At 41.2% G+C, this 22,901-nt stretch carries 22 protein-coding genes, 1 pseudogene and 1 riboswitch; of the genes and pseudogenes, 17 read left to right on the plus strand and 6 right to left on the minus strand.

Annotation, left to right across the window (positions count from 1 at the left end):
- Window positions 1–26: 26 nt before the first annotated feature.
- The 7 genes from O9332_RS12025 to O9332_RS12055 all read left to right on the plus strand — a co-directional run bounded on the left by O9332_RS12025 (window position 27) and on the right by O9332_RS12055 (window position 6,922).
- On the plus strand, window positions 27–1,091 hold the full coding sequence (locus O9332_RS12025; RefSeq protein ID WP_353853429.1) for a ParA family protein: 1,065 nt from the start codon (window positions 27–29) through the stop codon (window positions 1,089–1,091).
- Window positions 1,075–1,836: a HEPN domain-containing protein gene (locus tag O9332_RS12030; RefSeq protein ID WP_288025731.1), complete on the plus strand. Its 762-nt coding sequence runs from the start codon at window positions 1,075–1,077 to the stop codon at window positions 1,834–1,836. The genes O9332_RS12025 and O9332_RS12030 overlap by 17 nt, the downstream gene beginning before the upstream one ends.
- A gap of 146 nt (window positions 1,837–1,982) precedes the next feature.
- Entirely contained in the window at window positions 1,983–3,701 is a 1,719-nt protein-coding gene (locus O9332_RS12035) for an ABC1 kinase family protein (protein WP_002760921.1), read from the plus strand.
- A gap of 36 nt (window positions 3,702–3,737) precedes the next feature.
- A complete protein-coding gene (locus O9332_RS12040) occupies window positions 3,738–4,115 on the plus strand; it encodes a hypothetical protein (protein WP_002734118.1) in 378 nt (125 codons plus the stop codon).
- A 233-nt stretch (window positions 4,116–4,348) separates the two neighbouring features.
- Window positions 4,349–4,480, plus strand: a complete 132-nt coding sequence (locus tag O9332_RS12045; protein WP_288025734.1) for a hypothetical protein — start codon at window positions 4,349–4,351, stop codon at window positions 4,478–4,480.
- Window positions 4,465–5,802 carry an anthranilate synthase component I gene (locus O9332_RS12050; protein WP_002760922.1) on the plus strand — a complete coding sequence of 446 codons (1,338 nt, stop codon included), beginning with the start codon at window positions 4,465–4,467 and terminating at the stop codon, window positions 5,800–5,802. Before O9332_RS12045 ends, O9332_RS12050 begins: the two co-directional genes overlap by 16 nt.
- Window positions 5,803–5,956: 154 nt before the next feature.
- Window positions 5,957–6,922, plus strand: a complete 966-nt coding sequence (locus O9332_RS12055) for a permease (RefSeq protein ID WP_288025737.1) — start codon at window positions 5,957–5,959, stop codon at window positions 6,920–6,922.
- A 192-nt stretch (window positions 6,923–7,114) separates the two neighbouring features.
- On the opposite strand, the gene O9332_RS12060 is transcribed toward O9332_RS12055, so the two are convergent.
- The 4 genes from O9332_RS12060 to O9332_RS12075 form a co-directional block, all read right to left on the minus strand.
- Window positions 7,115–7,369 carry a type II toxin-antitoxin system RelE family toxin gene (locus O9332_RS12060; RefSeq protein WP_002746390.1) on the minus strand — a complete coding sequence of 85 codons (255 nt, stop codon included), beginning with the start codon at window positions 7,367–7,369 and terminating at the stop codon, window positions 7,115–7,117.
- Complete coding sequence (locus O9332_RS12065) at window positions 7,366–7,575, minus strand: hypothetical protein (protein WP_002760925.1); 210 nt, start codon at window positions 7,573–7,575, stop codon at window positions 7,366–7,368. Before O9332_RS12065 ends, O9332_RS12060 begins: the two co-directional genes overlap by 4 nt.
- A gap of 288 nt (window positions 7,576–7,863) precedes the next feature.
- A complete protein-coding gene (locus O9332_RS12070; RefSeq protein ID WP_288025763.1) occupies window positions 7,864–10,500 on the minus strand; it encodes a tetratricopeptide repeat protein in 2,637 nt (878 codons plus the stop codon).
- Window positions 10,469–11,890, minus strand: coding sequence for a hypothetical protein (locus tag O9332_RS12075; RefSeq protein WP_002734686.1), 1,422 nt, complete (start codon window positions 11,888–11,890; stop codon window positions 10,469–10,471). The genes O9332_RS12070 and O9332_RS12075 overlap by 32 nt, the downstream gene beginning before the upstream one ends.
- A 282-nt stretch (window positions 11,891–12,172) precedes the next feature.
- Window positions 12,173–12,307: riboswitch (guanidine-I (ykkC/yxkD leader) on the plus strand.
- A 68-nt stretch (window positions 12,308–12,375) separates the two neighbouring features.
- Between O9332_RS12075 and O9332_RS12080 the strand changes: the two genes are divergently transcribed.
- The 6 genes from O9332_RS12080 to O9332_RS12105 all read left to right on the plus strand — a co-directional run bounded on the left by O9332_RS12080 (window position 12,376) and on the right by O9332_RS12105 (window position 17,500).
- The gene (locus O9332_RS12080) at window positions 12,376–13,554 is read left to right on the plus strand and encodes an agmatinase family protein (protein WP_069474976.1); all 1,179 of its coding nucleotides are present in this window, start codon (window positions 12,376–12,378) and stop codon (window positions 13,552–13,554) included.
- A gap of 6 nt (window positions 13,555–13,560) precedes the next feature.
- Complete coding sequence (gene hypA, locus O9332_RS12085; protein ID WP_002760929.1) at window positions 13,561–13,917, plus strand: hydrogenase maturation nickel metallochaperone HypA; 357 nt, start codon at window positions 13,561–13,563, stop codon at window positions 13,915–13,917.
- 58 nt (window positions 13,918–13,975) lie between these two features.
- Complete coding sequence (hypB, locus tag O9332_RS12090) at window positions 13,976–14,665, plus strand: hydrogenase nickel incorporation protein HypB (protein ID WP_288025740.1); 690 nt, start codon at window positions 13,976–13,978, stop codon at window positions 14,663–14,665.
- 63 nt (window positions 14,666–14,728) lie between these two features.
- On the plus strand, window positions 14,729–15,769 hold the full coding sequence (locus tag O9332_RS12095) for an ABC transporter substrate-binding protein (RefSeq protein ID WP_288025742.1): 1,041 nt from the start codon (window positions 14,729–14,731) through the stop codon (window positions 15,767–15,769).
- 86 nt (window positions 15,770–15,855) lie between these two features.
- Entirely contained in the window at window positions 15,856–16,671 is an 816-nt protein-coding gene (locus tag O9332_RS12100; RefSeq protein WP_002760933.1) for an ABC transporter permease, read from the plus strand.
- 70 nt (window positions 16,672–16,741) lie between these two features.
- A complete protein-coding gene (locus O9332_RS12105) occupies window positions 16,742–17,500 on the plus strand; it encodes an ABC transporter ATP-binding protein (protein ID WP_288025745.1) in 759 nt (252 codons plus the stop codon).
- 122 nt (window positions 17,501–17,622) lie between these two features.
- Here the strand turns inward: O9332_RS12105 and O9332_RS28415 are convergent.
- Window positions 17,623–17,804, minus strand: a pseudogene (locus tag O9332_RS28415) (hypothetical protein).
- Between the two features lie 176 nt (window positions 17,805–17,980).
- Here O9332_RS28415 and O9332_RS12110 point away from each other — a divergent pair.
- The 4 genes from O9332_RS12110 (at window position 17,981) to O9332_RS12125 (ending at window position 21,169) form a co-directional block, all read left to right on the plus strand.
- The gene (locus O9332_RS12110; protein ID WP_002760936.1) at window positions 17,981–18,943 is read left to right on the plus strand and encodes an orange carotenoid-binding protein; all 963 of its coding nucleotides are present in this window, start codon (window positions 17,981–17,983) and stop codon (window positions 18,941–18,943) included.
- 229 nt (window positions 18,944–19,172) lie between these two features.
- Window positions 19,173–19,499, plus strand: coding sequence for a fluorescence recovery protein (frp, locus tag O9332_RS12115; RefSeq protein WP_502846461.1), 327 nt, complete (start codon window positions 19,173–19,175; stop codon window positions 19,497–19,499).
- Window positions 19,500–19,666: 167 nt separating this feature from the next.
- Window positions 19,667–20,182: an alpha/beta hydrolase gene (locus O9332_RS12120; RefSeq protein WP_002760940.1), complete on the plus strand. Its 516-nt coding sequence runs from the start codon at window positions 19,667–19,669 to the stop codon at window positions 20,180–20,182.
- A 72-nt stretch (window positions 20,183–20,254) separates the two neighbouring features.
- Window positions 20,255–21,169, plus strand: a complete 915-nt coding sequence (locus O9332_RS12125) for a DNA adenine methylase (RefSeq protein WP_002760941.1) — start codon at window positions 20,255–20,257, stop codon at window positions 21,167–21,169.
- Between the two features lie 491 nt (window positions 21,170–21,660).
- Here the strand turns inward: O9332_RS12125 and O9332_RS12130 are convergent, their stop codons facing one another.
- Window positions 21,661–22,554, minus strand: a complete 894-nt coding sequence (locus O9332_RS12130) for a formylglycine-generating enzyme family protein (protein ID WP_002760943.1) — start codon at window positions 22,552–22,554, stop codon at window positions 21,661–21,663.
- Between the last annotated feature and the right edge of the window lie 347 nt (window positions 22,555–22,901).

The following is a 22,901-nucleotide window of genomic DNA, read 5'->3' on the forward strand; positions in this document are numbered from 1 at the left end:
AACAATCTTCAAATATAATTAATGCCATGGTGCAAAAAATAGCTTTTTTTAATCATAAAGGTGGAGTGAGCAAAACTACAACCACTTTTAACCTTGGTTGGATGCTTGCTGAGAAGGGCAAAAGAGTAATTATTGTCGATACCGATCCCCAATGTAACTTAACTGGTATGGCTTTGAATAATGAAAGTGAAGATAGGGAGGAAAGACTACAAGCAATCTACAATACTTACTCTAATATTAAAACAGCTTTAGCGCCTGCTTTTGAGTCTCAACCGAGATTAATTGAAGCTGTGGACTGTATTCCTATTGATGGTCGTGATCGTTTATTTCTATTGCCCGGTCATGTGGGGTTGGCTGAATATGAAGTTACCCTAGGTATTGCTCAAGAACTTAGTGGGTCAATTCAGGCTTTAAAAAATCTCCCCGGTGCGATTACATATTTATTAGACAAAACTGCCGAAAGATTTCAAGCTGACTATATTTTAATCGATATGAGTCCCAGTTTGGGGTCAATCAATCAAAATATACTGATGACCAGCAACTTTTTTATTGTGCCAACCACGCCAGATTTTTTCTCGGTTATGGCTATCGATTCTTTAACTAAAATCTTGCCTAAGTGGCACCAATGGGCTAAGGCAGCTAGTGCTTTACCAATTCTCAAAACCGCCAACTATCCCTTCCCCGAAGTTAACCTACATTTTTTGGGAACTATTGTTCAGAACTATCGAATTATTCGTGGAAAAGAAACAAAAGCCTTTGAAAACTGGATTAACACAATCGAGGAAAATATCGGCAATAAAATGATTCCAGCCCTAGGGAAAAATGGCATGATGCTACCGAAATTTATCTACGATCAGAATGGTGTACCGGCTTGCTGTACTCTAGTAAAAATACCTGATTTTAATAGTCTTATTGCCTTATCTCAAGAGCATCAAACGCCCGTTTTTGCGCTAACTGCTGAACAATTAGGATGGCAAGGTACAGTGTTAGATCAAGCCCAAGACAAACAAGAGGACTTTAAAAAGATTTTTTCTGACTTAGCAGACAAAGTTATCGGTCTTACCTCCGAGATTTATGCAGTTAGCAATTGAACAATTTCGCCTTAGCATTGCCCGCGTTCGTGACTTGATCGCTATCCACAATTCCCTCAAATCTCAGACTACTTCGGCCCTAGATGTATCGGATATCCTCAGAGCCGCTTTAGTCCTGACTGTGAGCGCTTTAGATTATTATATTCACGAAGTGGTTACTCTAGGAATGCTAGAAATTTATCGAGGCCAACGTTCAGAACCTTCTCCCACTCCTAACAGTTCTCAATCTGCCTTTTCTCGTTTTCAAGTCTCCTTGAATGGCGCACGACAAGAACGATTGATAGCTATTAGTATTGGCTCTTGGTTAGAGAACGAAATTCAACAAAACTACGGTTCTTTTTTTGGTCAAGAATCTCGCTCAATTTCCGAGGTACTACCAATGATTGAAAATCTCCTCACCAACAAACTTAATAGTAATTATTGGCTAGAGACTGAAATTAGAGAAAACCTCAGATATAAAAGCTTTCAACAACCGGACAAGATAGCGGAGGCCATTAGATTAATTTCAGCCAAGAAATTGTGGGAAGAAGTGGCCAGCAAACTAAATAAACCAGCCAAAGATATTAAAAGCCAACTTAGCATAATTGTTGATCGAAGGAACAAAATCGCCCACGAAGCTGATATAAGCCCGAGTTATGGCATTGGTAGTCGCTGGAATATCGATGAAAATATGGTTAATGATGCCGTTAACTTTATAGAACAGCTTGTTGAAAATATCCATCAGGTACTTGAGGACATCCACTAGCCGAGAATTTCCCCGGCAGTCTAGTTATAAATACTTATGATTTCTCAGGGAATTATAACAATTATTAAATAATGTGTAGTTTTGTATACTGATGTCAGGAACTTAGATACAATATCAAGTGGCGTAAGATATATAGAGATTAGCTAGTGAGTCGGCATCAAGACAGTCAAACTGACCGGAAACGAGAAGAAACACAGTTCATTCCTTACAGTGCAGAAGCGATCGCTCAACAATACCGTTACAAACCTTGGCAATTGTTCGGTCGCGCTTTCGTGATTACTTGGTCTTTAGGATTATTTCTCCTCAGTCTCCTCTGGGACAAATGGACAAAGCAAGAAGAAGCCAATAAATACCAGCGTGCCAGCGAACTTAGGCAAATTCTCACCCGTTTGGGTCCCACCTTCATCAAAGTCGGTCAAGCTCTCTCTACCCGTCCCGACCTCGTTCGCAAAGACTTTTTAGACGAATTAGTTAAACTGCAAGACCAACTTCCCCCCTTCGATAACGACATTGCTTTTGCCATTATCGAGACAGAATTGGGAATGCCTGTAGAAAAAGCCTATCGAGAAATATCCCCCACCCCCGTGGCTGCCGCTAGTTTAGGACAGGTTTATAAAGCTATTCTACCCACCGGCGAAGAAGTAGCCGTTAAAGTGCAAAGACCGGGGCTGCGGGCGCTTTTAAGCCTCGATTTATACCTAATGCGCTGGGCTGCCCAAAAATTCGGTCGTTTATTACCCCTCAATCTCGGCCATGACCTCACCCTGATTGTCGATGAATTCGGCACCAAACTCTTTGAGGAAATCGACTATCAAAACGAAGGTCGCAACGCTGAAAAATTCGCCACCAACTTCCAAAATAACCCCGAAGTTAAAGTTCCCAGTATCTACTGGCGTTATAGTGGTCGCCGCGTCCTCACCCTGGAATGGATTGATGGCTATAAACTCACCGATACCGAGAATATCAAAGCTTTAGGATTAGACCCCAATAATATCGTTAAAATCGGCGTCACCTCTGGATTACAGCAACTCCTCGAACACGGCTTTTTCCACGCTGATCCCCATCCGGGTAATCTTTTCGCCACCTTTGATGGTCGCATGGCCTATATCGATTTTGGCATGATGGACCAGTTAGAGGAGGAAACTAAAGAAACCCTCGCTAGTTGCGTCGTCGATTTAATTAACAAAGACTACGAAAACCTAGCCGCCAACTTTGTCAAACTGGGATTTTTAACCCCAGAAACGGATATAAAACCAATTATTCCGGCTCTAGAACGGGTTTTAGGCAATGCCATCGGTCAAAGGGTCGGTGACTTCAATTTCCGCACTATTACCGATGATTTCTCCGAATTGATGTACCAATATCCCTTCCGGATTCCCGCCAAATTCGCCCTGATTATTCGTTCCCTCGTCACCCAAGAAGGGGTGGCCCTTACCCTCGATCCTAACTTCAAAATCGTCCAAGTAGCCTATCCCTACGTTGCTAAACGTCTCCTGACCGGGGAATCGCCCCAACTGCGGCGGCGTTTACTGGATGTGCTGTTCAAAAACGGTAAATTCCAGTGGCAACGCCTAGAAAACATGATTACAATGGCTCGCTCGGAAAGCAACTTCGATTTACTGCCCACAGCGCAATTAGGCATCACTTTTCTTCTCTCGGAAGAAGGTCGTTATCTGCGTCGTCAATTGCTATTAGCTTTGACGGAAGATGACCGTCTCCATACTGCCGAAGTACAACGTCTCTGGGGTTTAATTCAAGGAGAATTGCAACCGCGGCGACTCTTGGATGTGGCCATGAGCGCTTTTCGGGAATTATCGTCCCAAGGTGTGGCCGCTGTCCTTCCGGGAGAAACCAGTTCGCGTTAAAGTGTTTAAGGTCATCATCGGTTAATCACTTTTTCTATGGATTATTATTTTCTGCCCCAACCGCCCTATTTTCTAGTTTTTGCCGGTTTATTTATCGGTATTACCTGCGGGGCCGCTTTTGAAGCTAGTCTCAAGCAAGTGGTTAACAATTGGTATAAAAATAAGGGTTCAGACGATCAAAATCTTTTAAAATCCAGTTCCTTACAAATTCCTTTTATTGGTATTTGTGTAGGAATCTGTCTTTTCCTGGCCTCGGGATTAGATATATTTATTCTCAATGGTTGGGTTGCCTACGCTATCTCTCTCCCCATGACTATCTTTATTGGTGGTTTGGTTTGGAGTCAGTTAGGGGAATTATTAGGCCAATTACAGCGCGGCGGTTCTAAAGAAATTGACCTCGATTATCGGGGATAATTAGGAGGCAGCAAACATTTAGGACTAAGATAATAGGTGTTAGCAGATAGGAAAGAGCAACTCCCCCACAACTAACACCAAAACCCTAGTTAGGGTTGGCTGAATAAATCTAAAAACCTTGTTGGATAAGGTCTTTAGACTTTTTTTCCCTCAAAAAGTGCCGACCATTGGAGTGATTGGGGGGAAAATTCCGGGACTTTTTCCCTGAAAATTAGGTAATTGACCACCTGAAAATGGGTAAAACCCCACACCCCACACCCCACACCCTACACCCTACCCCCACGAAAAACTTTTTGCCGCAAACCCTAGTTATACCCAATTTCCCAGCTATTTTGGCCCGCGATTTTAGATGCAAAAACCTTTAGCATGGCATTGGCGATCGCTTCCTCTGCATCAGCGCACTGGTTCCGAGGTTTTTGCCTGCTTATTCTCCCAAGATGCGATCGCTACTTTACTAGAAAGTCCCTATCCGGGTAATTCCCTCTCCCGTTACTCTCTTTGTGCTGGTTCCCCGCGTCAGCTTTGGACCCCTGCATTAGGGGAAATTTTGCCCTTTTTAAGCAGTTTACTCCCCCAAACCCGATGTGATCATCTTCCCGATCATCTTCCCTTCCATGGCGGTTGGTTGGGGTGGTTAGGCTACGATTTAGCTTGGGAGATAGAAAAATTACCGGACAGGAAAGCTGATAGTCTCCCTTTTCCCGTCGCTTATTGGTATGAACCGGATAGTTTTGCCATTCTCGATCACCAAGCACAAATTCTCTGGTTAGCTGCCACTAAACCCGAAGATTTAGATAAATACGAACAATCTTTAACCACTAACCCCGATTTTGAGTTTATCGATCCCCATCCCTCTCCCTTAATCTTTTATACTTCTCAACTCGACTACGAAAAAGCTGTTAAAAAAGCGTTAGATTATATCAGAAAAGGTGATATTTTTCAAGCAAATTTATCCCTAAGATTTCAAAGCAGAACCAGGGCAAAAGGATGGCAAATTTATCGCAGTTTACAACAGATTAACCCTTCTCCTTTTGCCAGTTATTGGCGCACCCCTTGGGGAGAAATGATTAGTTGTTCTCCCGAAAGATTGGTAAAATTAGAAAGGGGAATAGCCAGCACTAGACCGATCGCTGGAACCCGTCCCCGGGGTAAAACCGAGGCACTCGATCAACAATTAGCCGAGGAACTATTAACTAATAAAAAAGAGCGGGCCGAGCATATTATGCTAGTGGATCTAGAACGTAATGATCTAGGTAGAGTTTGTGAATGGGGATCGGTTCATGTGGATGAATTACTGACGATCGAGCGTTATAGTCACGTTATGCACTTGGTCAGTAATGTTCAAGGAAAATTAGATAAAAAGTATCATGCTATTGATTTAATTAAAGCTCTTTTCCCCGGGGGAACAATTACCGGTTGTCCGAAAGTTCGTTGTCTAGAAATTATCGAAGAATTGGAACCGGTGCGACGCAATTTATTCTATGGTTCCTGTGGCTATATTGACCTACGGGGTCATTTAGATTTGAATATTCTCATCCGTACCCTATTAATGACTGCTCAAGGGAATTTAAACACCGTTTGGGGACAGGTGGGAGCGGGAATAGTTGCCGATAGTGATCCCGAAAAAGAATGGTTAGAATCCCTTCATAAAGCTGAAGCACAATTAATCGCTTTACGTTCTTTTTAATTTTTGATTTCAACAAACTAACCTATTGTTGCATCTTGCATGAGTGCCTTTTGCATGAGTGCCTATCCTAACCAAGAAATTAATTTGGCAGGACTACTTACTTTTTACCTTATCTGCTATTTTGTAGGATAGCTTCCGATCTTGAACCCTATTCATGAATCAAATTTCTATCGCCGTTACTTTTTTTCTTAGTTTAGTCTTGACCTCGCTTCCCTTTTTACTTTTGGGGACAGCCGTTTCCAGTTTTTTGCTGGTTTTCGTCAATAAACAGCGATTAGCGGCGATATTTCCCCGTAATCGACTGTTAGGAGCGATCGTTGGCAGTACAATCGGATTAATCCTACCCGTCGGACAATACGGCACGATTCCCGTCGCTAGAAGATTCTTATTAGAGGGAGTACCCCCAGGGGTGGTGTTTAGCTTTCTCACCGCTGCACCTACCCTAAATATCGTCACTCTTTGGCTAACTTGGCAGACTTTCACCTATTCTAGTATTTTCTTCTATCGATCGCTTTCGGTCTGGTTAATGGCAATTTTTATCGGCACTCTCTTTAGTTTCTATCGGGAAAAACCCCGCACCGATAGCGAAATTCCCCTAGAATCGAGTTTAGTTCTTTCCGGTAGTTTTTTACCGGAGGAAGCAGCCAGTCAACCCCTACAAAGAGTCGGCAGTCTTGTTTATGAGTATAAAACTAGAGATAGGCAAGCTTGGCCAATTTCTGTGCAGTTATTTCTCGATAACTTTATCGATGAAGCGCTGGAATTAGGGGGATTATTAATTATTGGCTGTGCGATCGCTAGTATCTTTCAGTTATTATTACCTCAGAGTCAATTAATTGCCTGGGGGAATACTCCCGCTACTCAAATTCTCGTGCAGTTGTTTTTTGGTTTCACTCTCCCTGTTAATGCCAGTCTTAGCACTTTTGTCCCCGGTTCTTTAATTACTAATCTGTCCGTGGGTTCCACTCTAGCTTTTTTACTGGTCGCTTCCCTCATTGATATTAAAGCTTTTATCCTCCTCCTATCAGCTTTCCGTGCTAAAATCGTCCTTTATTTCGGAATTTTATGCCTGTTAATGAGTTTTTTAGTGGCTCTGATCCTCAGTTTTTATCTAGGTTGAATTCCTTCCGGGTCAGAAAAATTTTCTCTTGACAAAAGCCCCTTGACATGATATTATATTCATAATGGAAAATCCGTGCGCCTACAAGCCCTATTTTCCCAAGCATTTAAACTCTAACTCATCTTAATTCTGCTTGCCGGAGTTGCGACAACATAGTTTTATAGTTCTCACTCCACCCACCTACTGAGAGGTTCAATAAGCATCTTTTCGATGAATACTACTCAATATGATAATCAGCATTTCTTGATCTTGAATTTTGTAAATGATGCGATAATCTCCTATTCTAATTCGGTAGGTTTCATCATATCCTTTGAGTTTCTTGACTCCGCTAGGACGAGGTGTATCGGTAAGTAGTCTAATGGCAGTAATTAAGCGTTCGCGTTGTTGTTTGGGTAAGTTGTTTAGTTGTTTTTGAACTGGTTTCGGAATAATAACTCTGTAGTTCACGCTTGAGTTGCCTCATATTCTTCGAGGGTTAGATAGTCTCCTGCTTGATAAGCTGATTCAGAAGCGATTATGTTAGCTTGCTCTTCTTCTGTAATTTCTATTGCAGTATGTCGTTCTTTGATAAAGAGCAAAAAGTCAAGTAATTCAGTCAAAAGGGTGTCAGGTGTCTGCTCGATTTCTTTAATTAGTTGTTCTTTGAGTGTCATAGCTTTATCAGTAATCAGTAATCAGTAATCAGTCATCAGTTATCAGTGATTAATTCCATCATAGTCCATCATTCAATCATTCCAATCATAGTCGATGATTAGGTGGTGGGTTACTGGACTAGGTAATAGGTGTAGGGGTAATTCATGAATTACCCCTACAATAGGCTACGTTTTTCTGGATGTTGTCAAAATTTTCTCTTGACAAAAGCCTCTTGACATGATATTATATTCATAATAGAAAAGCCGTGCGCCTGCGAACCCTATTTTCCCAAGCATTTAAACTCTAACTCATCTTAATTCTGCCTGCCGGAGTTGCGACAACATAGTTTTATAGTTCTCCATAATTGTTTGGGTATGGGGATGATTGTCTCCTAATACTTGGGTAGCAATCTTAATCGCTTCTCGATAGAGAGGTTCTGCTTCTGTGTACCTGCCTTGGGATTCGTACAATGCTGCTAAATTGTTGAGGGAAGTTGCCACATGGGGATGATTGTCTCCTAAGAGTCTTTTTCTCAAATCTAATGCTTCTAGATAGAGAGGTTCCGCTTCTGTGTACCTGCCTTGGGATTCGTACAATCCTGCTAAATTGTTGAGGGAAGTTGCCACAGAGGGATGATTATCTCCTAAGAGTCGTTTATACAAATCTAATGCTTCTAGAAGGAGAGGTTCCGCTTCTGTGTACCTGCCTTGGGAACGGTACAATGCTGCTAAATTGTTGAGGGAAGTTCCCACATCGGGATGATTGTCTCCTAAGAGTCGTTTTCTCAAATCTAATGCTTGTAGATAGAGAGGTTCTGCTTCTGTGTACCTGCCTTGGTATTGGTACAAGTATGCTAAATTGTTGAGGGAACTTGCCACAGAGGGATGATTGTCTCCTAAGAGTCGTTTATACAAATCTAATGCTTCTAGAAAGAGAGGTTCTGCTTCTGTGTACCTGCCTTGAGAATAGTACAAGAGTGCTAAATTGTTGAGGGAAGTTGCCACAGAGGGATGATTGTCTCCTAATAGTCGTTTTTTCAAATCTAATGCTTCTAGATAGAGAGGTTCCGCTTCTGTGTACCTGCCTTGAGAATAGTACAATAGTGCTAAATTGTTGAGGGAAGTTGCCACATCGAGATGATTTTCTCCTAAGCGGGTTCGAGTTGCGGTTAAACAATCTTGATAGTAAGGTTCAGCAATAGCATACAATCCTTGTCCTTCATAATAACGAGCTAAACCCGTATAGGACGAAACTAAATCCTTATCAGCGATATATTCTGGATATTCCCTGACAGCTTGTTCAATATGGGGAATTAAGGGAGTCAGATTTTGAATAATATCTAGAGTAGGAGTTTGGGGGACTGTTCTCGATGTATCTGTCATCACCGTACAATAACGACTTTTTGCGGTATTGGCTATCTCGGAACCTTCTAATTTTTCCCGTAGATAAAGACGGATGAGGGGATGCAGTTGATACCATTCATTGCCTAAAGATTTCAGCAAATTAAGCTTAACCAAGCTATCGGTTAACCATTTTTCTATCTCGTCTTTAGCTTCATCAGAAAATAAACTGATGATTAAGTGCTTGGGAAAAGGTGCCGAAGCAAATAAACTGAGATAAAGAGCTAATTTTTGTTCTTCTGTTTCTAACAGTTGCCAACTGAGATCGAGAATTGTTTTAATACTGCGGACTTCCTCCTTATCAGAGTTGAGATATTTTAAGCCTTTTTTGGGGAATTTTTCCTTGATATTTGCTAAAGTTTCAGTGGTTGCTTGTCTCAGAAAACTGCCTAGTAATTGTAATCCTAGAGGCAAATATCCTAAACACTGACAAAGTTGCTTGGCTGCCTCTAACTCCGCGGTTAGACGTTCTTTTCCTAAGTAGGTTTGCAGTAAATCTAAAGCTTGCGCTGCTGTGAGAACATCTAAGTTTATCGTTGATAGCGATACCCCTAAGTAACTAAAGCGAGTGGTAATTAAAACCCGAAAACGAGATTCTTTTCCTGATGGTAGATAAGATGTAATTTGGTCGTAGTCACGCACATCATCAAAAATAATTAAAGCATTTCCCTCGGGCCAATTTTGCCAACAGTAACGCACTCGTTCACTTAAGGTTCCCTGATTGGGGATGTTTAAACCCAGGTATTCTCTGGCAAAAAATAAAATAGCCAAACCGGGGTCACTGTTAAGGACATTTATCCAACAAATACCCGCAGGATAATCCCCTTTATGTTGCCAAGCATACTGTAAAGCTAATTCAGTTTTTCCCGAACCTCCCATCCCACTTAAAACAATTGGGGAAGATTGCTGAAAAGCTTGATGAATCCGGGATAATTCCTGTTCTCTACCAACAAAGTTAACTGCTGTTCCTGGTAAATTATAGGGATCATGAACGGTATTTTTATCGGTAAATAGCTGATTATAGTTGGTAGCTTGGGTTGAATTTTCTGTTAAAAATAACCGCAGGAAAAACCAAGAATTTAAATCTGGCATATACCGAATAACTTTGTTAGTAAAATCATGATTCATCCACCAAATTTGTCGGAGATTAAAGCGAGCTAAATTTTCTCGATTGAAATTAATTAATTGCAAGGCATCTACTAGGGAAACATCAGAACTAAAAGCGGTTTCAAAACCAGTAATTGATACTACTCCCGACTCCAATTCTGCCAATTGTGTTAACAAGAAGTTCAAGACAAAAGAGGGTTTTTCCCATCTTGGTAAGACAATTTCCTGAAAAATAATGCCTTGTTCTTGCAGTTTATTCTCTAATTCTCTAACTACTTGCTGACGGGAAAACTCATCATAAAATTCCACCCTAGCTAAACCTCTAGATGGTCTTCGTCCCCACAATAGCAAACGAGCTGCCGTATGGGAAATAGTACCCGGTTCTAACTCCGATTGATTAGTTTGATTAACTTGATGTACCACCGGGGACACCTCCATCGGGACCAGTAGGAATACGACCTTGAGCATTTAAAATATCAACCACAAGGGGATGCACCATAAAGCATCTTTCCCCGTCTCCATCTACTTCTTGAATCGCTCGATCATTTAATAAAGCGTATAATATCTCATTGGGAATTTGTGCTTCTGGATTAGCATCATAAATTCGTTTTAACAATAATACCTTATCCCCATAACTAACAGAATCGATATCATAAGGATTTTGGCCTAAACGTCTTTCATATTCTGTTCTTAAACTGCGAATTGCCCTGCTAATATGACTAGACATGATCAGATTTTGTTGATTGACAATTGCCTCATCAGAAGCTTCTCTAACTAAATAAAATAAATCTCTGATATTGCCACCAGAGGCAATAATAACCCGCTCTATTTGTCCATCTTCAAATAAATTAGATTTAACTCTTGCTTCTAAAACTTTTCTAACCGCTTCCCGTCCTTTTTGGTTAGGAGTATGATCTTTTTGGCAAAAAACTGGAGTATCGGGAATCAGGAGATTATGGTCAAAAGTGAGGTTAATCCCAGGAGATGAATTATACAATCCAATCGGAATATTAAAAATAATGTGAATGTCTAAATCTTTGAAAATGTTAGAATAGTTTAAAAATAAATCCCTGACCGCTTCTTGTGAAACACCAGCTTTATCGAAGTCTTCTCCAATAATTAACCAGCTTCTCTGCATAGTTTCCTGTAAGTTCTGATTACACTCTTTCAGGAGTTGATTAGCAATATTAATTAAATCTCTGGAACGGGAAAGACGGTATTCAACAACTTTTTTCTCTCGCGAGGAAGCAAACCGGAATTCTCCCTTGAGAGAGGCAAAAAGTCCGAGAATTTTATTCCAGAAAGAATCTTCCTTTACTCCCGCTCCTGCTTCCGTTTTGATTTGACTTTCTCTGGTTTCCTTGCGGGTAAATTCTTCAGAACTAAACCAATCCCAAAGCTTTTGTAAATTTTCATCACTGGGTTGTCGAGAAATTTTAGCGGTTTTCTCAACAATTTCCACCACCATAAAGAGAAACACATCAAGGGGACTGAAATTAATCGCATCGAGTTCACTTAAAACACTAAATCGCAGGGGTTCAAAATGCTGTTTAATCTCATGATCATTAATTAAACGAGTTAATTCTGTCGATTTGCCTACCCCCGTGTGTCCCATTAAACAGGCTTTGTAATATTGTTGCGTATCTATGACCCGTTTTAACCCTAATTTTAGACGCTGAATTTTATCTTCCCCTCTCACTTTATTCATTTCTTCTCGATAAAAAGCATCTATTTCCTTCTGAGTTAATAGGGGTTCAGGAGATATAGTTAAATGGATTTCATCAAGAGTAGTCGCAGGTTCAAAGCGAGTCAGAGAGGGGTGTTGCATAGAGACAGGAAAAATCATTCTCTGGAGATACTTTTTATTATATAAGTAGCTGGTTATAATTAAATTAAAAATGGATTTTAGGTTCGATCCCCCCTAGCCCCCCTTGATAAGGAGGATGCCGATCCCCCCTTAGTCCCCCCTTTAATCCCCCCTTAATAAGGGGGGCATCTGAAAGTTTTTAATACCCACCTAATTATTCAGCAAACCATATTTAAGCGGGAAAAAATCCCCTTTTGTGTAGTCTATGATACTGTTTTTGGGATTGAGATCGTCTAATGTCAAGAAAATTGCTTCTAGGGTTCCGATTTAAGCGTCCTTAAATGTCAGGTCCGAGAGGAGCAAGCTAGTCTTAAATGAGCGGATCAAACATTTTTTCCGTCTAAGCTGGCTACACGGCGGGATAAAAGCCCGGGAGACTTTAAGGATAACTGTTTTGAGGCAGTGTCTTTGAAGACTCCCGGGTTATTGTATTTTGAGGTAAAATGATGTCCGAGGAATCTACTTTTCAACCCCCTCATGTAACTGAAGCTCAACAGGCCCTAGAAAAAGAACGCCATTTGCCCCTAACCGGTTGGCAACAGGAAGTTTCCCAGGGGTTAACCTACGGTTTAGAGGCGGCCGATAGTATTCGCGATCGCAGTATTCCCACCTTTTCCAGGGGTGAGTTACCCCACTATGCGGGAATTAACACCTTTATGAAGGCCCCCTATTTGGAAGATGTGCGGAATGTGGGCAATTATGACGTGGCCATCGTCGGTGTTCCCCATGATTCGGGGACAACTTACCGACCCGGAACTCGTTTTGGACCCCAGGGAATTCGGCGGATTTCGGCCCTTTATACGCCCTACAATTTTGAATTAGGGGTAGATCTGCGCGAACAAATTACGCTCTGTGATTTAGGGGATATTTTCACCATTCCTGCTAATAATGAAAAGTCCTTTGATCAAATCTCTAAAGGGGTTGCCCATGTCTTTAGTTCCGGTGCCTTGCCGATTATTTTAGGGGGTGATCATTCTATTGGTTTTCCGACAGTGCGGGGTATTTGTCGGCATTTAGGGAATAAAAAAGTTGGTATTATTCACTTTGATCGCCATGTGGATACCCAGGAAACGGATTTAGATGAACGGATGCACACTTGCCCCTGGTTTCATGCCACCAATATGAAAAATGCTCCTGCTAAAAATCTCGTCCAATTAGGGATTGGTGGTTGGCAAGTTCCCCGTCAAGGTGTTAAAGTTTGCCGCGAGCGGGCCACTAATATTTTGACCGTCACCGACATTGTAGAACGAGGCATTGATGCGGCCGCCGAATTTGCCTTAGAACGAGCTTTAGATGGTACGGATTGCGTTTGGATTAGTTTTGATATTGATTGCATTGATGCCGGTTTTGTCCCCGGTACAGGTTGGCCAGAACCGGGGGGTTTATTACCCCGTGAAGCCTTAGCTTTATTGGGTAAAATTATCCAAAAAGCTCCCATTTGTGGCATGGAAGTGGTGGAAGTTTCCCCTCCCTACGATATTAGTGATATGACCTCTTTGATGGCTACCCGTGTTATTTGTGATGCCATGGCCCATCTGGTTATTTCAGGTCAATTACCGCGTAAAGAAAAGCCCTATTATATTCATCCTGATGCCAATCTGGCCGTTGACGAACCCTGGCAGTAATTTCCTATGCACGAAACTGATATGACCAAGGCGTTAATTATGACAGTTCGAGATTGGTATGATAGCCAACCTGAAAAGCTCAAAATTGAAAAAATTCATCTCATGGTTGGTGAATTTACCTGTGTCGAACCAGTCAGTTTACAATTTGCCTTTGAAGTTCAAACTGCCAATACTTTTCTGGCTGGCGTGGAATTAGCGATTAAAAATATTCCCCTAATTGCTTATTGTCATTGCTGTCAAAAGGATTATCAACCCCAAATTGGCCAGCAATATTCCTGCCCAACTTGTCGATCGCCGATGGAGGATATTCGTTCAGGTCGAGAGTTAAAAATTGACCACATTGAATATTCTTTAGATTCTTAAACAAAGTTGGGCGATCGCTTATAAAAGTTCGATGATCAATTATTCATTCTCAACTAAAATGCACCAAACTTTTGACGCGGCCCTAGAAATTAATCTACTTCATGCCAATCAAGCAGGAGCCGATCACAACCGGGAACATTTTGACGAGTGGGGTATTACCTGTTTAAACCTGATGAGTAGTCCTGGTGCGGGTAAAACTGTGTTATTGGAAAAAACCCTCGCAGCCTTAAAAGATCAATTAAAAATGGCTGTTATTGAAGGTGATATGACTACAGAACTAGATGCAGAGCGCCTGAGACAATATGGAGTTCCCGTGATTGCCATTAATACGGGTCGCTCCTGTCACTTAGATTCCAAAATGGTAGCTGGGGGAATTCATCGTTTCCAAGAAGATTATAACCCCAAAGAGTTTGATTTATTGTTGGTGGAAAATGTGGGAAATTTAGTTTGTCCCGCCGAATTTGAGGTAGGGGAACACGCTAAAGTTGCTCTATTAAGTATTACTGAAGGAGAAGATAAACCCCTCAAATATCCAATTATGTTTCAAGAGGCGGATTGTCTGATTATTACCAAATTAGATCTGGCTCCTTATTTAGAGATTGATTTAAAAAGTTTAGAGGCAAATGTTCGTTCTATGAATCCCGATGTAAAGATTATCGCTCTTTCTGCTCAAACAGGAGAAGGTTTAGAAGAGTGGTTAAATTGGCTAAAAAGCCAAGTCAATACTCCGAGGTTATTGAATTGTTAATCAGTAACAGTTTTTGAGATTTATTTCTGTTTTACTAGCTGTCATCTCTAAAGGCTATTACCTATGAAACGGCGCAATTTTTTCTCCTTACCTCTCGTTTTTTTTAGTAGCTTACTCCTGACCATTAGTTGCAATCAAGCTCCTCAGCAAACCCCCAATGCAAGTAGTTCTCTGAGTAATACTGCCCCCATTGTCATCGGTTATAGTAACTGGGCCGGTTGGTGGCCCTGGGCGATCGCTGAAGAAGAGGGATTATTTGCTAAAAATGGGGCTAATGTTCAAATGAAATGGTTTGATGGTTATCTTGAATCCTTACAAGCTTTGGCCGCCGGACAATTAGATGGAAATAGTCAAACTCTCAACGATACAATCGCTTTTGCGGGAGATGCAGTGAATGGTCAGGTTGCTGTTTTAGTCAATGATAACTCGTCAGGAAATGATAAAATTATTGTCACAGAAGAGATTAAAACGATTCAAGATTTAAAAGGCAAAAAAGTTGCAGTCGAAGAAGGCGTTGTCGGTGATTTTCTCCTCAGTTTAGCCCTAGAAAAAGAAGGAATGAGCCGTAAAGATGTGCAAATTGTCCCCATGGAAACAGGGGCTGCTGCCGCCGCTTTTGCATCGGGAAAAGTAGATGCAGTCGCTGCTTTTCCACCTTTTTGGTCAACAGCACTTAAACGAAAAGGTTCTAAAGAATTAATTAGTTCTAAAGCTTTTTCAGGTGCTATTCCTGATTTGTTAGTTGTCAGTGCCAAATTAATCAAAGAAAAACCAGAACAGGTTCAGGCTCTCGTAAAAACCTGGTTTGAGGTTCGAGAGTTTATGGCTAAAAATCCCCAAAAAGCCGATGAGATTATGGCCAAGCGTGCGGGCATTAGCACAGAAGAATTGGCCTTATATAAAGAGGGAACGAAGTTTTTCACCTTAGAAGAAAACTTAGAAGCCTTTAGTCCGGGGAAAACCATGAAAAATATGCCCTTTGCCGCTCAAAAAATGGCTGATTTTATGATGGAAGTTGGCTTTATTAAAAAAGTCCCCGATCTAACAACCATTCTAGATGCCCAATTTGTCAAGGCGTTGGCAAATCAAGACAAAAAAACCTAATTAGTCCCTCGATCATTGACTTCAAGAATTGTTTGATAACTGGGTGATATTGGCTATCAAAATTATTCTTTTCTTTGGCAAATCCCATGACCACAACACCTAAAACGCTTCCTCAAAGCACTTTTTGGCGGATTACCGAGGATATTCCCGAATCCCTCAAATGGACTTTAATGGTTTCCTCTATTATTGTCCCGCTTATTTTCTGGTTACTAATCTCTAGTTTTGCGGGCATTGAATCCGTATTTTTGCCTTCTCCTTTAGCCGTTATTCAGGCCTTAGGAAAATTGGCAGAACAGGGCTTTTTAATTCAAGATACTATTACCAGTTTTTTACGAGTAGTTGGGGGCTTTTTTTTGGGAGGATTGTTTGCTATTCCCCTGGGGATTTTAATGGGAACTTTTCCGAGTATTCGTAGTTTAATGGAACCGATCATTGGCGTTGTACGTTATATGCCCGCTCCTGCTTTTATTCCCCTATTGGTTATTTATTTGGGTATTGGAGAAACATCAAAGATTATGCTCATTTTTATCGGGACAATTTTCTTTAATACCCTGATGATTATGGATGCAGTTAAGTTCATTCCCCGTGAATTGATCGAAGTAACTTATACCCTTGGAGGAACTCGAAAACAGGTTTTATTTAAAGTGATTACTCCCTATATTATTCCTAATGTTATCGATACTTTTCGTGTTAATATGGCAGCCGCCTGGAATTTGGTAGTGGTGGCGGAATTGGTGGCGGCCGATAATGGATTAGGCAAACGGATTTTATTGGCCCAGAAATTTCTGAGAACCGATGAAATTTTTGCCTGTTTAATTGTCCTGGGAATTATTGGCTTTGCCCTAGATTTAAGTTTTCGTTTGTTTTTGCAGTGGACTTGTAAATGGTCAATTACTCGTTAACTGAAAAACTCAATAACAGAGTTTATTCTGTCACCAGTAAAGTTATTTTAATGATAAGAGAAGAACCTTAATGCACTTAGAAATTACTCAACTCAATAAAATTTTCATCACTAAACGAGGTGCTGTGGTCGCTCTAAAAGATATTAATTTACACGTTGAAAGTGCTGAATTTGTCTGTGCGGTCGGGGCCTCTGGTTCGGGAAAATCAACTTTGTTGCGAATGATTGCGGGTTTAGAGCTGCCCACTTCCGGCAAAATTACCGTTGATGGTGTTGAAGTGACAGGGCCAGGAGCCGATCGCGGCATGGTTTTTCAAAATTATACACTCTATCCCTGGATGACGATCCAAAAAAATGTTGAATTTGGCTTAAAACTACAGGGATTATCGACAAAAGAATGCTGGGAAGTGGCCTGTTATTATCTGGATATTGTCGGTTTAACTCAATTCGCTAATGCTTATCCTAGAGAACTATCGGGTGGGATGAAACAACGGGTGGCGATCGCCCGCTCTCTTGCCTGTCATCCCAAAGTTTTATTAATGGACGAACCTTTTGCCGCTTTAGATGTACAAACCAAAGAAAGAATGCACGAATATTTAATTGAAATTTGGCAAAAAATTAGGTGTAGTATTTTAATGATTACCCATGATGTGGATGAAGCGGTTTTTTTAGCTCAACGTATTTATGTTTTGAGTGCTAGGCCAGGGACTATACAACGGGAATTAACAATTAATTTACCCGCAGATCGTAATTATAAAATTAAACGACAAGCTCAGTTTTATGACTATACGGATGAAATTTACGGCCTGCTACGGGGTGAGAAATACTAGAAAAAACTAGGGAGCATCAAGAGTATTCCCGGGTTGAAAACGAGTTAGAGCAGCAAAAATCATCCTCAAACAGCGATCGCTCGTTGCTGCCGCAAAACCTAGATAAGGTTTGCTGAATAAATCTAAAAACCTTGTTGGGTAAGACTTTTAGACTTTTTGTCAATCAAAAAGTGCCAGCCCTTGCAGTGATCGGGGGGGAAATTTAGGCACTTTTTCCCTGAAAATTAGGTATTGACCCCCTAAAAAACCCTACACCCCATACCCCACACCCCACACCCTGCCCCACGAAAAACTTTTTCAGCAAACCCTAGATAAATGATAGAACAGTTGTTCAACCATTAAGATTTGGTGATAATCCCGGGCAAGTGTGATCTAAAGTACAGCTTTTTTTGGGAAAGTTTCTCCATCGGTGCTGCCTTGGGGCGCAAATATGATAGAATGGGGGTAAATTGATACAAAACTTTACTTCAAGGTGAATCTATGCCGTTTACGATCGAATCAGCGCGGAGCATTTTCCCCAACACGCTATCAGCGGATGTGGTTCCTGCCACGATTGCGCGTTTCAATCAGCTGAATACCGAAGATCAACTAGCCTTGATTTGGTTTGCCTATCTAGAAATGGGCAAAACCATCACCGTTGCCGCCCCCGGCGCTGCTAGTATGGTGTTTGCCGAAAAAACCATGAATGAAATTCGGCAGATGTCACCCCTGCAACAGTCGCAGGTGATGTGCGACTTAGCCAACCATGCTGACACCCCGATTTGTCGTACCTATGGCACTTGGTCTGCTAATATCAAGCTGGGATTCTGGTATCAATTAGGACAATGGATGGAAGATGGCAGTGTTGCCCCAATTCCCAAGGGTTATGAACTATCTGCTAATGCTACCGCCGTTTTAGACGGGATTAAAAAATTAGAGTCGGGACAACAAATCACCGTTCTGCGGAATTGTGTGGTCGATATGGGCTATGATCCGAAGAAACTGGGCGATTATAACCGTATTTCCGAACCCGTGGTTCCTCCCCAAAATATTGCCGAACGGACCAAAGTTAGCATTGAAGGCGTTACCAATGCCACCGTCCTCAACTATATGGACAACCTCAACGCTAATGACTTTGATGTATTAATTGAATTATTCACCCCTGACGGCGCTCTGCAACCACCTTTCCAACGTCCCATCGTCGGTAAAGAGGCAGTATATCGCTTTTTCCGCGAAGAATGCCAAAATTTGAAATTAATCCCCGAATGCGGTGTAGTGGAACCCGCCGATGACGGTTTTACTCAGATTAAAGTGACGGGAAAAGTACAAACCCCCTGGTTTGGTGCGGGTGTGGGTATGAATATGGCATGGCGCTTCCTCCTAACTCCTGATAATAAAATTTTCTTCGTAGCGATCGATTTATTAGCTTCTCCGAAAGAATTATTAAACTTTGCCCGTGGCTAAATAGCTACTGAGAGAAATCATTAAAAATTCTGATGAAACTTATTAGAGTTCCTTGTCAAGTGAACTCTTTTTTTTATACAATTAAAAGGCTGACTTAAAAAAATTGGTAAATACACCGGTTTCTTCTCCGATCTAGGTAAGAATAACTAAACAATCATTCTTACAGATGTGGGCGAAAAGAGTCGAGGTAGTTCAAAAACCCAAAATTATCATCCCTAAAACTAAAATCATGCCTATGAGTGAAATAATTTGGTCAGATACCGAACAAGAAATTGCTCAAACTGCTTTCCAAAAAGCTTATCAGCGAGAAACTAGGACTTTAATAGAACATATTAAAGAACAGTCTGGTCAGATCACGGTTTTAGATGATATCTGGCAAATGCACGATTATCTAAGCGCCCGACGACATCAGATTGATGGTAAATATGACTATCGCTATACTTCCCTAATTTTTGTCTTTGCTCAACTATTAAAGGAAGGATGGTTGAAGCTAGAGGATCTCAACGGTTTGGAAAAAGATAAACTAGCGAAAATCGCTGCTCTCTCGCGAATGTAAATTAGTGATTAGCATTAAGCTATCAGCTTTCTGCCCCTAGTTGGGTGACTAAAAAATTCATCTCTAGATAATCAACACCGTCTTAAGTTTTTCCTAAGCGGCAACCAATTCCGCTAGAATGAGTCAATCATCCCGATCGCTTTTCGCTTGTTTTGCACCTTTGGTTTATGTTCAAAAATCTTTTACTTCCCCTAGGAATATCTATCTTTCTCGGTGTTTGTCAGTCTTTGTCAGCCGCCGAATCAGCTATCATCAAATACTACATCTTCCAAGGGTCTGTATCGGTATCAGAATTAAAGCAATTGAGCGAAACAGGCGAATTAGCTCCCGCTTTAGCGTCACAATTAAAGATGGCTAACCAAAAACCCGAAGAATTCCGTAAAATCCTTAATCGTCGGGTAGCGGTGGATGCCGTCTTTCTTTCCAAATTTCTTAATAGTTTTTTTGGCGAAAGTTTGCTAGATTACGCCGCCGAAATTGTCCACACCCCCAATCGGGCTGCTAGTCGGCAAGCTTTACGGGGTTCCCTAGTCACTTCTGCCATTAATGATAATGAGATTCAAATCATCGAAGTCCTCGACAATTATCCCACCAGCGAGGTTCATGTGGATGGCAATCGTCTGCTGGATTTAATCAACCAAATTGAGTCAGTATTGAAAAAAATGCCCCGTTTACCTTTCTGATCCCAAATCCGCCTTCAGGTTTTCTTGAATTGCGCTGTAAATTGAATAAATTAGGATAATCTGGTAGGAATAATGACCACTTCTTTGTCTCAAAGGAAAACAGTTAGCGGCAAACCTTTTTTAAAGTGGGCGGGAGGCAAAACTCAACTGGTTCCCAATATTATATCTTTAATTAATTCCCATATTTCTCAGGATTGTCAGTTTAACTACATTGAACCTTTTGTCGGAGGTGGGGCAGTTTTATTCTCAGTCTTAAATAATTTTTCTTCTGTCCAAAAAGTCATTATTAATGACATCAATCCTGATTTAATCAGGGCTTATAATGTTATTAAAAATAATGTCAAAGAATTAATAGTCAAGCTTAAAAAAATTCAGCAGGATTTTTATGAACTTAAAAATCTAGAGGAACAACAAAAGTTTTTTTTAGATAAAAGAATAGAATTTAATTCTCGCAGCTGCGATGACTGTCTAGAAAAAACAGTTTTGTTATTATTTCTCAATAAAACTTGTTTTAATGGACTTTATAGAGTCAATAGCAAAGGACTTTTTAATGTCCCCTTTGGAAAATATGTCAAACCGTTGATCTGCAATGAAGAAAACCTATTAGCTGTCAATCATCATTTACAGAAAGTGACGATCCTACAAGGGGATTTTGTCCAAACCCTAAATTATGCCAATAACAAGACTTTATTTTATTTTGATCCTCCCTATAAACCGATTAAAAAAACATCAGCTTTTACCTCTTATACTAAAGAAGATTTTAACGATGAGGAGCAAATAAGATTAAAAGAATTTATCGATCGATTGGATCAGGCTGGTTATAAATTTATTTTAAGTAATTCCGACCTTAAAAACTTTGACTCTGACAATAATTTTTTTGATGATTTATATAAAAATTATAATATTCAAAGGGTAAAAGCCCGAAGAAATATTAATTCCCAGGGCAATAATAGGGGAGAAATCTGGGAATTACTGATCAATAATTAGGGTTTGCGGCAAAAAGTTTTTCCCGGGGGCAGGGTGTAGGGTGTGGGGTGTGGGGTGTGGGGTTTTGTCGATTTTTAGATGGCAAATTACCTAATTTTCAGGGAAAAAGTGCCTAAATTTCTCCCCGATCACTCCAAGAGTTGACACTTTTTGAGAAAAAAAGTCTAAAAGTCTTACCCAACAAGGTTTTTAGATTTATTCAGCCAGTTCTAAGTAGGGCTGGCTGAATAAATGTGAAATGTAGGCAAGGTAAGGGTTTTGCGGCTTTTCTCGTGAAACAGGTGCCAGATTTTCAGAGAATCGTGCTTCCAAACCTTGCGTCTTCATCGGCCCGCGTCCTGTAGGGGCGAAGCATTCGGATAGAAAATCTACGGTTTCACCGATAGGTTATTGCCCGAATGCTTCGCCCGTACTTTTTCAGCAAACCCTAAGTAGGTAGGCGTTAAAAATTATCAGATGTGAGGGTAAAAAGGGAAAAAAGAGGAAAAGGGTTACAGAGTCCTCCCGAATACGCAGACTACCCGAAAACCGAAATTGTAGTAGCGGTCGTCGCGGCGGTCGATGTAGTAGCGAAACGCGGAACGGCAGTAATAAGGATCGTTGCCCCAGGAACCGCCCCGCAGCACTTTTGTAGTATATTTGTTCTTGCTAATCCAAGCACTCCCATCCGTGGGTGCGCCTTGATAATTAGGGTGATAATCGTCCTGACACCATTCCCAAACGTTTCCGTGCATATCGTACAGACCAAAGGCATTAGCTACCTTAAAATAGCCTACTGGTGTCGTCTGTTTTCGATCGATGCCTTTTAGTCCCCTTCCATAATTCCCTGGATAAACTTTTTTGTCTCTTTCCCAATCAGTTCCGCTGTAATTAGCCAAATCTGTGGTAATCGTCTCCCCAAAATGAAAAGCGGTTGTTGTCCCCGCTCTACAGGCATATTCCCATTCTGCCTCACTCGGTAGCCGATACTCCCGTTTTGTTTCCCTTGATAATCGTTTACAGAATTCTGTTGCTTGCTCCCAGTTTACTTGTTCTACGGGTCTTGTCCATCTATCCTGCTCTTGATATGGCTCTTTGAAGTAGGAAGGCTCTAGTTCTAGATCGATGTCTATTTTAGCAGTTGCGGCGATCGCTCGCCACTGTGCTTGGGTGATGGGATAGCGTCCCATGAAAAAAGCTGAAATATTAACGGTGTGTTGAGGACTTTCTCTTTGAAAATAGTCTCGATCGTATTCTTTACAGAGTCTTTCTATTTCTTGATCTGGGGTTCCCATCTGAAAGGAACCGCTAGGGATAAGCATCATGTCGAGATTAATCCCTTCCCCTAAATTCTCGCTGTAATATTGTGCTTCTCGTTGCTGTCGGTGAATGATTAATTTAGTCATTTTTTCTGAAGCGGTTAAGTAGCTGGTTATAATTAAATTGAAGATAGATTTTGGGTTCGATCCCCCCCACCCCCCTTGATAAGGGGGGCATCGATCCCCCCTACCCCCCTTGATAAGGGGGGCATCGATCCCCCCTACCCCCCTTGATAAGGGGGGTGCCGATCCCCCCTACCCCCCTTGATAAGGAGGGTGCCGATCCCCCCCACCCCCCTTGATAAGGAGGGTGCCGATCCCCCCTACCCCCCTTGATAAGGGTAGGGCTGTTTCATTTAAATTAAGTATAGCTGATTTTGAGTCAATAAATTTGACCGAAGATTCTCAAGTTTATCTTGTTCTAACCAAAAGAG

Source organism: Microcystis sp. LE19-10.1B (genome assembly GCF_027530565.1).
In the GTDB taxonomy this organism is placed as follows: domain Bacteria; phylum Cyanobacteriota; class Cyanobacteriia; order Cyanobacteriales; family Microcystaceae; genus Microcystis; species Microcystis aeruginosa.

Bases quoted from the DNA above. Each gene is read 5' to 3' on its own strand.
- hypB (WP_288025740.1), top strand. From the start codon at position 13,976: ATGCACCAAACTTTTGACGCGGCCCTAGAAATTAATCTACTTCATGCC.
- O9332_RS12050 (WP_002760922.1), top strand. From the start codon at position 4,465: ATGCAAAAACCTTTAGCATGGCATTGGCGATCGCTTCCTCTGCATCAG.
- O9332_RS12100 (WP_002760933.1), top strand. From the start codon at position 15,856: ATGACCACAACACCTAAAACGCTTCCTCAAAGCACTTTTTGGCGGATT.
- O9332_RS12070 (WP_288025763.1), bottom strand. From the start codon at position 10,500: ATGGAGGTGTCCCCGGTGGTACATCAAGTTAATCAAACTAATCAATCG.
- O9332_RS12080 (WP_069474976.1), top strand. From the start codon at position 12,376: ATGTCCGAGGAATCTACTTTTCAACCCCCTCATGTAACTGAAGCTCAA.
- O9332_RS12040 (WP_002734118.1), top strand. From the start codon at position 3,738: ATGGATTATTATTTTCTGCCCCAACCGCCCTATTTTCTAGTTTTTGCC.
- O9332_RS12130 (WP_002760943.1), bottom strand. From the start codon at position 22,554: ATGACTAAATTAATCATTCACCGACAGCAACGAGAAGCACAATATTAC.
- O9332_RS12120 (WP_002760940.1), top strand. From the start codon at position 19,667: ATGTTCAAAAATCTTTTACTTCCCCTAGGAATATCTATCTTTCTCGGT.
- O9332_RS12125 (WP_002760941.1), top strand. From the start codon at position 20,255: ATGACCACTTCTTTGTCTCAAAGGAAAACAGTTAGCGGCAAACCTTTT.
- O9332_RS12065 (WP_002760925.1), bottom strand. From the start codon at position 7,575: ATGACACTCAAAGAACAACTAATTAAAGAAATCGAGCAGACACCTGAC.
- O9332_RS12110 (WP_002760936.1), top strand. From the start codon at position 17,981: ATGCCGTTTACGATCGAATCAGCGCGGAGCATTTTCCCCAACACGCTA.
- O9332_RS12045 (WP_288025734.1), top strand. From the start codon at position 4,349: ATGGGTAAAACCCCACACCCCACACCCCACACCCTACACCCTACCCCC.
- O9332_RS12095 (WP_288025742.1), top strand. From the start codon at position 14,729: ATGAAACGGCGCAATTTTTTCTCCTTACCTCTCGTTTTTTTTAGTAGC.
- O9332_RS12075 (WP_002734686.1), bottom strand. From the start codon at position 11,890: ATGCAACACCCCTCTCTGACTCGCTTTGAACCTGCGACTACTCTTGAT.
- O9332_RS12055 (WP_288025737.1), top strand. From the start codon at position 5,957: ATGAATCAAATTTCTATCGCCGTTACTTTTTTTCTTAGTTTAGTCTTG.
- O9332_RS12105 (WP_288025745.1), top strand. From the start codon at position 16,742: ATGCACTTAGAAATTACTCAACTCAATAAAATTTTCATCACTAAACGA.
- O9332_RS12030 (WP_288025731.1), top strand. From the start codon at position 1,075: ATGCAGTTAGCAATTGAACAATTTCGCCTTAGCATTGCCCGCGTTCGT.
- O9332_RS12025 (WP_353853429.1), top strand. From the start codon at position 27: ATGGTGCAAAAAATAGCTTTTTTTAATCATAAAGGTGGAGTGAGCAAA.
- frp (WP_502846461.1), top strand. From the start codon at position 19,173: ATGCCTATGAGTGAAATAATTTGGTCAGATACCGAACAAGAAATTGCT.
- hypA (WP_002760929.1), top strand. From the start codon at position 13,561: ATGCACGAAACTGATATGACCAAGGCGTTAATTATGACAGTTCGAGAT.